At 46.3% G+C, this 12,705-nt stretch carries 18 protein-coding genes and 1 tRNA gene; 11 read left to right on the top strand and 8 right to left on the bottom strand.

Annotation, left to right across the window (positions count from 1 at the left end):
- Positions 1–14: 14 nt before the first annotated feature.
- Positions 15–290, top strand: coding sequence for a hypothetical protein (locus ACSQ8P_RS24335; protein ID WP_436237548.1), 276 nt, complete (start codon positions 15–17; stop codon positions 288–290).
- 28 nt (positions 291–318) lie between these two features.
- On the top strand, positions 319–756 hold the full coding sequence (locus ACSQ8P_RS24330) for a hypothetical protein (protein WP_436237547.1): 438 nt from the start codon (positions 319–321) through the stop codon (positions 754–756).
- Here the strand turns inward: ACSQ8P_RS24330 and ACSQ8P_RS24325 are convergent.
- Positions 688–1,728, bottom strand: coding sequence for a YkvI family membrane protein (locus tag ACSQ8P_RS24325; protein ID WP_436237546.1), 1,041 nt, complete (start codon positions 1,726–1,728; stop codon positions 688–690). The genes ACSQ8P_RS24330 and ACSQ8P_RS24325 overlap by 69 nt on opposite strands.
- 144 nt (positions 1,729–1,872) lie before the next feature.
- Between ACSQ8P_RS24325 and ACSQ8P_RS24320 the strand changes: the two genes are divergently transcribed.
- Entirely contained in the window at positions 1,873–2,508 is a 636-nt protein-coding gene (locus ACSQ8P_RS24320; RefSeq protein WP_436237545.1) for a DedA family protein, read from the top strand.
- Positions 2,509–2,563: 55 nt separating this feature from the next.
- On the opposite strand, the gene ACSQ8P_RS24315 is transcribed toward ACSQ8P_RS24320, so the two are convergent.
- On the bottom strand, positions 2,564–3,280 hold the full coding sequence (locus ACSQ8P_RS24315; RefSeq protein WP_436237544.1) for a DUF4309 domain-containing protein: 717 nt from the start codon (positions 3,278–3,280) through the stop codon (positions 2,564–2,566).
- A gap of 265 nt (positions 3,281–3,545) precedes the next feature.
- Between ACSQ8P_RS24315 and ACSQ8P_RS24310 the strand changes: the two genes are divergently transcribed.
- Positions 3,546–4,115, top strand: a complete 570-nt coding sequence (locus ACSQ8P_RS24310; protein WP_436237543.1) for a xanthine phosphoribosyltransferase — start codon at positions 3,546–3,548, stop codon at positions 4,113–4,115.
- Positions 4,116–4,195: 80 nt separating this feature from the next.
- Positions 4,196–4,522 carry a hypothetical protein gene (locus tag ACSQ8P_RS24305; protein WP_056615938.1) on the top strand — a complete coding sequence of 109 codons (327 nt, stop codon included), beginning with the start codon at positions 4,196–4,198 and terminating at the stop codon, positions 4,520–4,522.
- A 73-nt stretch (positions 4,523–4,595) separates the two neighbouring features.
- Here the strand turns inward: ACSQ8P_RS24305 and ACSQ8P_RS24300 are convergent, their stop codons facing one another.
- Positions 4,596–4,913 carry a hypothetical protein gene (locus tag ACSQ8P_RS24300; RefSeq protein WP_436237542.1) on the bottom strand — a complete coding sequence of 106 codons (318 nt, stop codon included), beginning with the start codon at positions 4,911–4,913 and terminating at the stop codon, positions 4,596–4,598.
- Between the two features lie 172 nt (positions 4,914–5,085).
- Here ACSQ8P_RS24300 and ACSQ8P_RS24295 point away from each other — a divergent pair, with 172 nt between their 5' ends.
- Both ACSQ8P_RS24295 and ACSQ8P_RS24290 read left to right on the top strand, forming a co-directional pair.
- Positions 5,086–5,349: a hypothetical protein gene (locus ACSQ8P_RS24295; protein ID WP_056615932.1), complete on the top strand. Its 264-nt coding sequence runs from the start codon at positions 5,086–5,088 to the stop codon at positions 5,347–5,349.
- A 37-nt stretch (positions 5,350–5,386) separates the two neighbouring features.
- Entirely contained in the window at positions 5,387–6,115 is a 729-nt protein-coding gene (locus tag ACSQ8P_RS24290; RefSeq protein WP_436237541.1) for an adenosylcobinamide amidohydrolase, read from the top strand.
- A 316-nt stretch (positions 6,116–6,431) separates the two neighbouring features.
- On the opposite strand, the gene ACSQ8P_RS24285 is transcribed toward ACSQ8P_RS24290, so the two are convergent.
- Positions 6,432–6,617: a hypothetical protein gene (locus ACSQ8P_RS24285; RefSeq protein WP_436237540.1), complete on the bottom strand. Its 186-nt coding sequence runs from the start codon at positions 6,615–6,617 to the stop codon at positions 6,432–6,434.
- Between the two features lie 111 nt (positions 6,618–6,728).
- Between ACSQ8P_RS24285 and ACSQ8P_RS24280 the strand changes: the two genes are divergently transcribed.
- Positions 6,729–6,812: transfer RNA gene (locus ACSQ8P_RS24280), tRNA-Leu, on the top strand.
- A gap of 139 nt (positions 6,813–6,951) precedes the next feature.
- Entirely contained in the window at positions 6,952–7,605 is a 654-nt protein-coding gene (locus tag ACSQ8P_RS24275) for a Bax inhibitor-1/YccA family protein (RefSeq protein ID WP_056615922.1), read from the top strand.
- An 89-nt stretch (positions 7,606–7,694) separates the two neighbouring features.
- Here the strand turns inward: ACSQ8P_RS24275 and ACSQ8P_RS24270 are convergent, their stop codons facing one another.
- The gene (locus ACSQ8P_RS24270; protein ID WP_436237539.1) at positions 7,695–7,919 is read right to left on the bottom strand and encodes a hypothetical protein; all 225 of its coding nucleotides are present in this window, start codon (positions 7,917–7,919) and stop codon (positions 7,695–7,697) included.
- Positions 7,920–8,086: 167 nt separating this feature from the next.
- Here ACSQ8P_RS24270 and ACSQ8P_RS24265 point away from each other — a divergent pair, with 167 nt between their 5' ends.
- Both ACSQ8P_RS24265 and ACSQ8P_RS24260 read left to right on the top strand, forming a co-directional pair.
- Positions 8,087–8,368, top strand: coding sequence for a hypothetical protein (locus ACSQ8P_RS24265; RefSeq protein WP_068669834.1), 282 nt, complete (start codon positions 8,087–8,089; stop codon positions 8,366–8,368).
- A 91-nt stretch (positions 8,369–8,459) separates the two neighbouring features.
- The gene (locus tag ACSQ8P_RS24260) at positions 8,460–8,651 is read left to right on the top strand and encodes a YqzE family protein (RefSeq protein WP_436237538.1); all 192 of its coding nucleotides are present in this window, start codon (positions 8,460–8,462) and stop codon (positions 8,649–8,651) included.
- A gap of 102 nt (positions 8,652–8,753) precedes the next feature.
- Here the strand turns inward: ACSQ8P_RS24260 and ACSQ8P_RS24255 are convergent, their stop codons facing one another.
- The 3 genes from ACSQ8P_RS24255 to ACSQ8P_RS24245 form a co-directional block, all read right to left on the bottom strand.
- Positions 8,754–9,698, bottom strand: coding sequence for a hypothetical protein (locus tag ACSQ8P_RS24255; RefSeq protein WP_436237537.1), 945 nt, complete (start codon positions 9,696–9,698; stop codon positions 8,754–8,756).
- Positions 9,699–9,814: 116 nt separating this feature from the next.
- Positions 9,815–10,831, bottom strand: a complete 1,017-nt coding sequence (locus tag ACSQ8P_RS24250; protein ID WP_436237536.1) for a YqhG family protein — start codon at positions 10,829–10,831, stop codon at positions 9,815–9,817.
- On the bottom strand, positions 10,828–12,618 hold the full coding sequence (locus ACSQ8P_RS24245) for a DEAD/DEAH box helicase (RefSeq protein ID WP_236290807.1): 1,791 nt from the start codon (positions 12,616–12,618) through the stop codon (positions 10,828–10,830). Before ACSQ8P_RS24245 ends, ACSQ8P_RS24250 begins: the two co-directional genes overlap by 4 nt.
- Between the last annotated feature and the right edge of the window lie 87 nt (positions 12,619–12,705).

Raw genomic sequence — 12,705 nt, 5'->3', positions numbered from 1 at the left:
AGGAGGCTTGGAACGTGGAAGGAAACGAGAAGAGGAAAGATCATCGCGAAATTTCCTATCAAGTCGGATGGAAAAAAGGGAAGATTCAGTGGAATGAGGGAGCCTCTGACACGCTTCGAGCTCATAAGGGAGAACTAGAGGATGGGGAGACGGAAAGGAAGCGTCTGCAGTTGATTTGGTTTCCTGCGATGAAGCTTCCTCCTGTGATAATCCTTCCCTTGCTTTATGCGCTTCCAGTCATTAGCTTTGTCTGTACGTTAAGTCTCATCTACGGCTTGCGTCAGCACTAGCCTAGGAAGACGAAAGGAGAGCCCGCGAATGAATTTGTTTTTAGCTATTCTAGGTGCGGTGGTCGGTCTGTTTGTGACGGGTGCCGGCATCTATACGGCATGGACGGTGCACCAGCTCTGGCGTCAGCAAGCTGCCTCGCCGAGAGCCATTGGCCAAGCCCAGATTGCAGTTACCTATTTCTCCAGATGGACGATCATCGATTACGCTGTCGTTGGTTTATTTATTATAGGACTTTTATTAATGATTGCAGAGCTTGTGGCAGTTGGTCGAGATCATACTGAAATCGCAAATTTCCATTGGGCTTACTTGCTTACAGGTATTATCCTTTCTACGATGGGTATGCTGCTATTGTTCATACGTTTGATTGTTGTACTCAGCTTCCCGCCAGGGAATACGCTACAACGTACTTCTGCGGTTACGCCAGATCATCAACACGAGCCAAACGACACTAACCACGCCAAATAGCGGGTATAAAGCGGTTAATAGCGTTTTAAAACCGATGTGGCTGACGGCGTAACTAAGAAGTAAAATGGCGATAAGCAGCAATTTGGGAGGTATCTTGATTCGTTGCTGGAGCTGCATGGATAAGCCATAGGCATCACCAATAAAGGTCGTGAAGATTTCGCCGTAAATAACGAGCAAATAAGCGACTTGAGGGAAATAACCGAGTTTCGTCATGATATTTCCCATCGGAATTTCAAATTGAGCGATGCCTGGCATTTGTGCGGAAAGGGCATAATGAGCAGCTAACAGAAGCAGTCCAATGCCTGCTCCGCCAATCAGCCCGCCCCAATAGAGCACAGAGCGATCGCGAATGGAGCCTCCCATTGGTACGAGCACTGCTTGTGCCATGGCCAAATTAAATGCCGTGTATAGAAATGGTGCAAACCAAACGCGTACAAGTGAATCATCGCTAGAGATTCGCAGCCAATTGCCTGACGCGGGTGAATGCCAGGTGTACACGACAATGACGAAGCTGAAGAGCAGCATAATCGGGACAACAATGGAGTTAACGGTCATAATAGCTTTGATTCCACGTGTTAGAATGACATAAGAGAGTACGAGCGTGACCAGAAGCCCTGTCGTGTAGGAGAGATGGAGCTGCTCTTCAAAAACCGTGCCTGCACCTGCTAACATAACGGTTGTAATGCCAAAAAGAACAACCATCATAAACAAGCTGATCCATTTCCCGATTTTTTCTCCAAAAAGAACTTTATTCAAATCCTCATAGGATTCTGCTTTCATTTCATGTGCCATAAGCATAAGTTGTATGCCAATCCATATGAACAACACGGTAGATAAAGCAATCGTTAAAGTTGCCAGCGAGCCATAGCGAGTGAAAAATTGAAGAATTTCTTGCCCGGAAGCAAAGCCAGCCCCAACGACAGTTCCAATGTAGGTGAAGGCGACACGGACAATCTGTGCACGATTTCGCATATATTGCCTCGCTTTCTTTCGTTTGATATAGTACAAGGTATGTTTGTACATAAGCTTGCATGACTGTTACTTAGGGCAAGCCCTGCTTAAGTCTGATTGCGCAGCTACGAGGCAGTTGAAGTTAAACTCAGGAGAGTGTAGGTTGTGAAGGAATTCCTGTTTGATTTTATTAGCCAATATGGCTACGTTGCCTTATATCTATTGTTGTCTGCTGGGATGCTTGGCGTTCCAATTCCTGATGAGACCTTAATGGTCTTCATTGGCTCTTTGACCGCTTGGGGAGGCCCTTTTGACTTCGGCCCAACACTAGCCGTTATTTATGCAGGGACAATGACGGGCATGACAGTTAGTTATTTCATCGGTCATCGTGTAGGTAAACCGTTTCTGAATCGGTATGGCAAATGGGTGAAGCTGACACCGAGCCGAATCGAGAGGGCGGAAGGCTGGTTTAAGAAATACGGTCTGTGGACGGTTTTCTTCGGATATTTCGTACCTGGCGTTCGTCATTTCACTTGTTATTTGTCTGGCGTTAGCGGTGTGAAGTTTTATAAGTATATTTTGTATGCGGGAACCGGGGCGCTGCTCTGGTGTACAACCTTTGTGACGTTGGGCCGATTTATCGGCAATAATTTTGAAAGTTTCTTACATTTGTTTCATACCTATATGGGTATTTCATTATTCATATTGGTCATACTAGCTGCTATTGGGGTATTGATCTACCTTCGTTTTCGCAACCATCACGTTGTTGTACTGAAACGAAAGCCGAAAAAAAGACCATGAAATTCAACCTTTAAGGCTGAATTCATGGTCTTTTGTTTTAATGATTGTGTAGGAATTAAGAGTTTGCAAAAAGCTTAATGGATTGGATCGTATTGTCATGCGGGTCAATATCGATTTTGAGCAAGGTACCTTGCGCTTTATAAGACAGCACATAGGTGGAGTTCGTATCAGGCTTGCCTAGGATGGCGATTGCATCCTGTTGACTTTGTCCTAAGCGTAAGCCGTGCAATCCTGGGTCAATATCAACCGAATGTACATCGACGAATTCAAGCGTTCCTTTGCTATTGAAACCAACCGAAAAGTCCGTGAAATCATAAACCTCAATGTTGTCTTCTTCCATGACAAATTGCTTCTTCACTTTCCCAAAACGTTCCAGTACTGCAGCTTTTGGAGTGCCAAGTTTTAATCCCATCAGGGTCGGCTTTTCTTGCTGATAAGCATCCTCAGCTTTAACCTTCGGCTTAGCGGTCGGCTTCGGACTTGTGAAAACTTGCGATGGGGAAGTATCGCCTTGATCTACTTTGGTAATACCAGCCACTTGAGCTTCATGCTTAATGCTTTCGTCTACCGCAGGTGTTGCCGTCGGGGTTGCGACGATAATCGGAGGCGACGATTCCTGGTGTACCTGTGAAGGTACATACGTTGTTGTTACGTCTATGGTAGCCTTTGGAGCAGGAGCAGATGATTCTTGGCATCCAGTCACCAAGAATGATGCAATTGCAACAGGCATACAGCCTACAAGGATGGGTCTAATTAGGTTGTTCATTGCCATCTTTCCTTTCCTCCGAGGAGTAGTTGAGTGAAAAATATTAGTAAGATTAATGATACTGTTTTATCGAAGGTTTTCAATGCATCTTCGTGCCCAAATGTGAGCAATTCTAGAACGAATTCCATTTGAATGAAATCCTCATATATATATAGACACCGTAGAAGACCAAAAAGTTTCAGTGTTTTTTGTTATTTTCTAAATGGACTTGAAAGAGGCGGGAGCAATATGGTAACTTACTCATAATAGACAGCTATAGGGGGCCGATTTCATGGAGTTATTAAAACAGCGGATCTTAGAGGTCGGCGTCGTTGCTTCTGATCAAGTACTTAAACTTGATGTCATTTTGAATCACCAGGTAGATCCTGTACTCATCATGGAGATGGGGAAAGAATTTGCAAGATTGTTTAGAGAAACAAAGCCAGACAAAGTGTTGACTGTGGAATCTTCCGGTATTCCTATTGCGTACACGACGGCTTTGCAACTTGGAGTGCCAATGGTATTTGCTCGTCGCAAAAAGACGTTGACGATGGATCAAGATACGTATAGTGAACGTGTTCCTTCTTTTACCAAAGGAATTGTTACTGATATTATGGTATCGTCACATTTGCTTCAAAAAGGGGAGCGTATCCTATTGATTGATGATTTTATCGCCAATGGGGATGCAGCACGCGGCTTAATTCGCATTGTGGAAAAAGCAGAAGCAGAGCTTGTCGGTGTCGGTATTGTTGTTGAGAAATCCTTTCAAAATGGCGGTAAATCCATTCGTGAACGTGGTATTCGCGTAGAGTCACTCGCTCGTATTGCTTCACTAGCTAATGGGCAGATCACTTTTGACTGATTTTACATGATGACAATGACTTCCCTGAAACGGATTTATCCTTTATAATGATTACAAGGTAAGAGAGGAGGCTGACATCTATGGGTATCGAAAATGGTTCCATTGACTATTTTATGACAAAGCTAGGGGAAGCAAAGACTCACTTTGAACGTGCGCTTGATTGTAAACATACAGAGTTTGATGACCTGTATCCGTATATGATTGAACACCCTCAATTTTTCTGGTATAAGCGCTATGTAGCCTGGTCCGAGTTGTTAACAATCGTGAAGCTTTGTACGGAGCTAACAATCGAGTGGGAGCAGCAGTTCTCTGTTGCACAATCGGATTATATTAAGAAACGTGTGATGTCAAGCAAAGTCCTTGATTTCTGGTTTGAAACGAATGATTCGAAAGAGCATGTTAGTTAATAAACCATATATGACAAAAGGCCAATGAATTCCGTAGGGATTCTTGGCCTTTTTATGTTTTGCAAGTGGAGAGCTAGATGCCATTTTCTAACACGTTCATGGTTTCGATATGCCTTTTGGTCTGCTCAGAACCAAGTCGGTGCAGCGTACGATACACCTCGGTTAAATAGTAATCATATTCCTGATTCGTTTCATTGGAGTAATAAACTTTCCAGGGGAGCCAGGAAGTCCCGTAGCTGCCTTGAGACGAATTGTCGGTTTCCTCAAAAAGCTCCTGAAGCTTGGCGATATCATCTTCTGTTGCTGATATTTCAAATTCATAATCGAGTGCTGTGCTATCTTCGAGTACTTCTCCCGTGCCTACATTGATGTAGTACGTTCTCTTTTCCATTGAAATGTCCCCCTTACGGTAGGCATGAGTTAGCCATTGCCTTATCTTGTGCCTCGTCCTCGTTAAGTTAACCGAAGATGAATGGATTTATGTAAAGTTTCACCGAATCGCAAATTGGTGTATGCTATCTACGTACATATTTTTTCAATACTTACGATGGAGGGTTAAATAGATGATTACTGAAGAACAATTGGATCAATATCGCGTAGATAGCACACTACTGCGTGTCATTAGAGATGTCAGCCCTGCGAACGATGTTCGCGGCATTGTTGTGGCTTGGGATGATGAGACGGTTCTTATTCGCAAAAAAAACCGAAGAGTCGTCAAGCTTGCCCGCGGTTACGTGTATCAGCCCTATGAGAACGAAAGGCCGCCAGCGTTCATGTTGCCTCAGGAAACGATAGCGCCGGATGATCTGTCCGATGATGCAGAGTGAGGGAGATCTCAAGAGAAGCATAATAACGGGTGTGAGTATGAAGCAGGTGCATTCGCCACACGGACGGTATATGCAGGTTACAAGTGAAAATCCCTTGCGAACATTGAATTCTTCTCCGTGGGGTGGTGGATTTGGTCACCATCGGGTTTTGATGAATCGACAAGTGGATAAGACGTATAACGAGACCGACCCGCTGGTGGAGATGGAGGCTTTCATTACTCGAGAAGGTATGGATCCGAAAGATACGGCTGGTATGCTTACCGCGGCGTGGGTCAAGGATGTTGGATTTAGCGAATTGGCTTGGCCTCCAGAGGAAGAGCGTGGGGTGCAGCCTATAGACGCGGTAAATGAGGACGAATCACTTCGTGTTGCCGCATGGGTGACCGTCGGACTGGGAAATAAAGCACGAGCAGGTGCCATACTGCCAGCTACCTCGCTCTACCCAGGTACGATTAACACAATAGTTGTTATCGAGGGAAGCTTGACCGACGCTGCGATGGTGAATGCGGTTATTACCGCCACCGAAGCCAAAGCAGCCGCTCTTCAGTCTTTGAACATCACCATTAATGGGCAAATCGCAACAGGCACGTCGACAGATGCTGTGTTGATTGCGGCAACGGGCAGAGGAACGACATACCGCTATGCAGGTACTGCGACGACGCTGGGGTACTTGATTGGCAGAACGGTTCATGAAGCTATCCTAGCTTCTGGACAGTTATATGAGCTTGAAATGAGCAGGCGCGCTGCGGCGCATTCGCAGGGGTAACGTGCGTGAAACACGCTTACAGCTGCGGAATAGGCAGAATCGCCTGCGCTTGGCGCTGTAACGGTGAAAAGCACGCTTACAGTAGCGAAAGGAGCAGAATCGCCTGCGCCTCCGCGCGCTAAAGGGCTAAACACGGATGAATGCGTGCAAAAGTGCAACCTTTAGGATCGAGTTGGTGCGAAATTGATGAGTCCTGGAGTGTCGAATAACCATGTCACCGAAGCCCGAAGCACGTTTCGCTTTTAAAAAAATGCAAAGAGGGCCCCAGCCATATTGATGGCTTTAGGAACCCTCCTCGTTTGTGCAATATGCTTATCTACGTTCTGCGGAACACGCCGTAGGCGAGGCCTGCAGCAAGCGCGTCGATTTCAGAGATTTCGCCATCGTCATCCTCGCTTTTGAAGTTTGGATCATGAACGATCGCTTGTGCTTCACCCTCGGTTAAATGACGCTGATTGCCTGTATATTTCGGCTCTAATGCTTTGATTTCTTCTTTATCCATAGATCATACCTCCTTTGGGATTAGGGTTAGGAAGTGGTCACCGAATTATACCTAAGAAGCAAAAGTTCATTGACGAGCTTTTGCATCACATGGTATATTAATTTTGTAAACGCGATCATGGCGGAATTGGCAGACGCGCACGGTTCAGGTCCGTGTGGGCTTACCCCCGTGGAGGTTCGAGTCCTCTTGATCGCATCAATGAAACACCCTTTTCTGGCTCTCAGAAAAGGGTGTTTTGATGTCCAACCGCCCCCCTGTAGCGGTTTTCATGAATTACAGGTATAATACATAGGATAGATTGTACATTTCTTTATTTCTAAAGGAGCTGAATTTGATGGATAGAACCGTTACGATTACACAATCCGGCAGCTTTGCACATGTGCTTCAAACGTTTGCCATTTCCCTATTGGTTTCATTTCTTGGAACATTGATCGGAGCGATGGTTGTACCGCCATCCATGGTTATGCTTTTCGTCATTGCAGAGGTCGCGATGCTGGTAGCAGCTATCGTGATTCGTATTCGCGGCAAAAATATCGGCTACGGCTTTCTCTACGCATTTACAGCCATTTCGGGGGTAACGCTATATCCGGTCATCATGGCGTACGGCGGTCAACTGGGGGCTAGCGTGGTGTCGGGTGCTTTTTTTGCAACGGCAGCGATTTTTGGATCATTGGCCTTCTATGCTCACCGCTCCCAACGTGACTTTAGCTTCTTAGGTGGATTCTTATTTGCAGGAACGATTGGACTTGTACTAATGAGTGTGCTCGGTATGTTCTTACACTTTGGATCCATGATGAATTTGGTATGGTCCATGGTGGGGATTCTGATCTTCAGTGGCTGGGTGCTCTATGATGTAGCTCAGTATCGTAACGGTGTTGCAGCGGAAGCCGTTCCGCTTGCCGCATTGAATATTTATCTTGATTTTATTAACTTGTTCCTTTACATTTTGCGATTCATCGCTTCTATCGCGGGAATCAACAGAAACTAAACATCGGGTCAACATTCGATGGAAAAAAGCACGATGGCTCCGAACCACGGGAAAGTGGGGGAGTGCATCGTGCTTTTTTTGCTGTCTGGCTAGGCTTTGCCTGGCAGCTTTTTCGTATGAAAAAAAGGAATATCTCCTCGAAAACTCCGATTGATTTCCAGCAGGGTATAGATTAACTGGGTTAAATCTGTATGGTTCATTCGAATTACTAATGGTACTAAATCCCGATCTGACTTAATTCGGATCTCGAGTTTAAGATTGACTTCATCCATATAAATGTCAAGCTGCTCGGTAGCAAGCATTAGTTCCCACATTCAAACCAACACCTCTTTCTCTCTCTAGTTACTCTAGCTTATGTTCGTTGGACGAGTTTAGAAGCAAATGTAACGATCAGGCGATAGGCTTTTTAGGGAAATAAGCACGATTTCAGCTCTTGCCTCATACAATTTAATGATCCTAATTGAAAGAGGTGAGAAAACCTATGGCAACTTGTAGCACATGGATGTATAAAGGGATTTCGCCTTCCGTATTCAGAGCACTACAGCAGGTGGGTAGGAGGCAGGGGTTTGCTATTCCGAACACAGCATCAGGCAAATTTACGATTTCAGTCGTCAGCATGAATGTTGGCTTCCAATATGCCTGGGATACGAATGCTCAAACTTTGCTGTTGCAATGTGATAATAAGCCAATGCTGTTAGGCTGCGGTACGATTAAATCCTTTGCTGATAAAATTATTGCGGAGAGCGGCGGAAAACCAGGGTGAATGCCAGTGAGTAAGCGGCCTGCCACCTGTCTTCGTGTAGTTTAAAGCCCTGTTGCTCTGGTTACAATAAGGGTAAAAGGCAGGTGGGCGTATGGCAAAAAGCGATGATCTTGTGAAGTACATAACCCAACAAGTCGTTACCTATATCGACACGCCGAAGGAAGTTCGTCAACAAGCCAAAGCGTCGATGAAGGAACAACGTGAGGGTTGGCAAACGCGTTGGTTTGGGATGCTTCCATTAGCGACGCGGATGCTGTTCGGGCGGTCGAAGTCGAGAAAATGAGTGTGGTAAAATGTGCGAAAAATGGCTGGTCACTTGTAGAATCTTCTACTTGTGATCAGCCACTTTTTATTGTGAACCAGATAACAGCTTGGTTCTCTCTGACTATGGATAAATCTTCCCAAGCTCTAACGAAGCATCCAATTGCACATATCGAGGACCATCGTGCTCGAGTATAAGATAGTTATCCCCATATATCCATTGTTGATAACCTAAAACAGTTAACGGCATCGTCACCTGATCATCATACAGCTTTGTGACGTAGGTCAAATCTCCTTGCTGCTCCAGGGCAATCTGGAGCTCAGGCAAGGATGTCACCGGCAGCGGTGTGCCTGTAATCCATGGCAAACGCTCGTAAGGATCAAAAGGGGGGCGTACCAGGGTTTGAGCTGTACCATGCGATAAATCGGAGGAGACACTCAGATCATACGCCATACGTGGTGTTGGATCCTCTGTCAGCGGAAGCAATTCCCCTGATTTGGCGTCGAGATAATAGGTCTCGTCATCCAGCACGATTTTCCAAACAGAAGTAAGGGTATCCATATATAAGCGGTCTTCAATGATCGTTTCATTTTGCACAAAATCGTCGTAAAGGGTTGTAGAAGGAATGAGTTCTTGTTGTATCAAAGAGCGATACAACGTAGCTAAACTAAATAGCGGAGACTTGCCTGTCCCATATTCGGTCAAACGGAAACCGCCAGAATCGGTGGCATGCACAATCATGTAGCCCACTTCATGACCTTGATCGGTGAGGATGACGACCCAGCCATGGGTGCCAGGTCCAAGTGGATAGCTGTTCCAACGTGCGTGCATCCAGTTTTCAAAACCATCTTCCTTCGCAAGCGTCGATTGCCATTTACTGATCGTTGAATCGAATGATGATGTACTCGTCAAGTCCGATGTTGAGGCTGCTGCTTTATTAGGTTCCTTCACTTGCGCCTGAGTAGGGCTTGTCCCGCCTAAGTTGTCAACAGCTGAAGTGTGTAAGGGCATGAAGCCAATACTGCACAAAATAATACAAGTGGCTGTCCAAGTGGTCCACGACTTCATCTTCGTTCACCTGCCTCTCGCTAACCTCTTAGTGTATGTGACTATTGTAATGCGTATGCCTTAAAAAGAATGTTAGAACCTGTTGCGGGTTATTTGCGAGGTTTTAGCGACTAGCGTCAGTTTCTGGATGCGATTCGACTCGCATTTAAGTGAAATAGTCCGCCATTAATGACGGATACAGCGATCCGTGGCTTATGCTGCCAATCGATCTCTTCCAAACGATTCCGACATTGAATTTCAATTTCATCTCTTTTGTCAGGTTCTGCTGCCAATAAAAGCCCGTTGTAATAGCTCTCCACACGATCGATTTCACTGCGATGCCGGGCATTCGCTTCATCGGCCCAGCGGTGGTCGTAGGTGCTGACTTTGCGCTCGAGTGTCATCTCCAAGGCATTGATTGCTTTGGGGATTGAAATCGTGTCCGGTAAAATGTGACTATTCGCAGGGAGCTTCGGCGACAGACTTTTCGTAAGCATTTGCTTATGAAAATGCTCGCGAATTTCACCGGTGCCCAGCTGAATCGCAAGGGAATGAATTTCTGTCCGCTTACGGTCACAGAGAAGCTCAACCTTGTAGTTCACACAAAGCCACGTATTGTAGACGAGGGAAGCATGATACGTCGCCCCCGTCGGGAAGGGCTCTTCGAATAAATGAATGAAGCGTCCACGCTCGCGAACGATACCGAAGATCTGGTCAAGTCGCCTGCTGCCGAAGGTGACATCATCTTGTGGAACGCGTGTCGTGATGGTCGTTGGAACGAACCCGAAATAACGGCCGAGTATACTGTCCGGCGCACTACCTGCTGCCGCACTACCTGTTGAAGCAACAGCGCCGCCTGTACCTGGTGGCCCGTAGCCAGTGTACGGAGGACTTTGGACAGCGGTCACGGCCGCGGGTTTAGGCTTTGTTTCGAGTTTCATTTGCTCCGGATCGAACACGAATTTATAAGTCATCGTTTCCGCAGCAGCACCAGTTCGCTCAATGAAGCTCCAATAGTAAGGCCGGCCCGTCATTTCCCGATCTGCATCGGGAGAGAGCTTAACCGTCACAGAGGCAGGGGTTTTCTCTAGAATCGTACAGTCGTAGGCTTCTAGAAAACGCATCACGAACGAGTGAATGTTTCGTTTATTCATGGACCCACCTCCACACCTTGGGAACCGCCTACAGCATCAAGGATGTCCTGGAACTTGGCGCCATATTGCGGATTTTGTTCAATCTCTTCTCTTACTTCGCTGATGGAATGTCCGAGTTCATCGATTTTACGACGAATTTCCTCGCCAGAACCAGCTTCCATTACCATGCGGAACAGGGATGTCTCAAGCGAGCCTCGTTTCTCGATTTTCTCCAGAATCGTATCCAGCTGACCAATAACTAATTCGAACATATTGATCTTCTCGTGTAAGAGCGAGAGGATATGTTCTTCAATGGTATTCCTTGTGGATAAGTTGTAAATGTTCACATCATGCGTTTGCCCAAGGCGATGGACCCTGCCGATCCGTTGTTCCACGCGCATAGGGTTCCAAGGCAGATCGAAGTTGATCATGTTGTGGCAAAATTGGAGATTAATGCCCTCGCCACCGGCCTCGGTGGCTATAAGAACTTGTACCCGATTTCGGAACAAATCCATCATCCAGTCTTTTTTGCCGCGATTCATGCCGCCGCGATAAGGGACTGCCGTAATCTTATGTTCCTTGAGATAGTTCAACAAATACTCTTGCGATGCCCGATACTCCGTGAAAATAATGACTTTATCATTGATGTCTTGGATGAGTCGCATCGTGGTTTCCGCTTTGCTATTGGACTTAATGCTCCGAATAAGCTCGACGAGCTCCCATATTTTGGGCCGTACAGGCGAGTCCTCAGCTGTCTTTTTAAATAAATTTACTAGCGTAATAAAAACAGCGTCTCGCGAACTGCACACCTCACGCTGGAGCGTAATCATAGAAAGCATGGAGCTGAGGTCGCCGCCACTTTCGGAATAGCGTGTTCGTACGAAATTCGTAACCCCATCATAGAGGGCTTGCTCATCATCCGAGAGCGTGAGAGGGATATTTCGCACAATCCGCTTCGTATAGTGAACACCTCCGTCTCCCCGACGGTTGCGGATCATCACCTTAGAAAGCTCCTGCTGCAGCTGAATCTCATTCTTCGGCGTACGCTTGCCAACTACGAAGTTGCTCTTGAAACTGTTCTGCCCGCCAAGCTGACCTGGCTTCAGCAGCGTAATCAGGTTGTAGAGCTCTTTGAGATCGTTCTGCACAGGCGTAGCTGTGAGGAGCAGGCAGTATTTTTTACGCAGCTCGTTGACGAAGGTGTAGTTGGTCGTTTTCTTATTTTTCAGCTTGTGCGCTTCATCGACGATGAGCATATCGTATTCAAGGCCCATCACAATCTCGCGATGCGGATCTCTTTTTGCCGTATCCATGGAGGCCACAATAATATCCGCTTGCTGCCACATGTAGGCTTTCTTATGTGCAACGGCAGGGATGCCGAATTTGGTATTCAATTCCCGAACCCATTGAAGGACTAGGGAAGCGGGTACAAGGATAAGCGTTTTGCGGACAAGCCCGCGGATCATGTATTCTTTTAAAATTAAACCAGCTTCAATCGTCTTCCCAAGTCCAACCTCATCGGCCAAAATCGCCCGTCCACGCATCTCGTTGAGCACTCGTTTCGCTGTATCAATCTGATGCGCCATAGGTTCTAGCGTCCCTAGGTGCGCAAGGCATTGCATATCATCAAACGTAGAAATAAGCCCCGATTCTTCCGATTCGTAGGCAAGCTGATATAAGGTCCAGTCATCCCAAGGACCTCCTCCACGTACACGATTGTCCAGCTCGGTAAACCAGTCCCTCTCAAAATGCATATCCAGCTGTTTATGAATGGGGCGAATGTTCTCTTGCTGATCATGTTGACGCATGGCAGTGCCCTCCTAAACGTTCTGATTCTACGCTGATCCTCGTAAATGTCGAATACTTGTTAGTATGTCCAGAGAAGAATCTTTCAT

It is taken from the genome of Paenibacillus sp. LjRoot153 (assembly GCF_964253085.1).
Taxonomy (GTDB): Bacteria; Bacillota; Bacilli; order Paenibacillales; family NBRC-103111; genus Paenibacillus_E.
The sequence above is the reverse complement of the archived record's forward strand: the minus strand, read 5'-3'. Positions and strand labels throughout refer to the sequence as shown.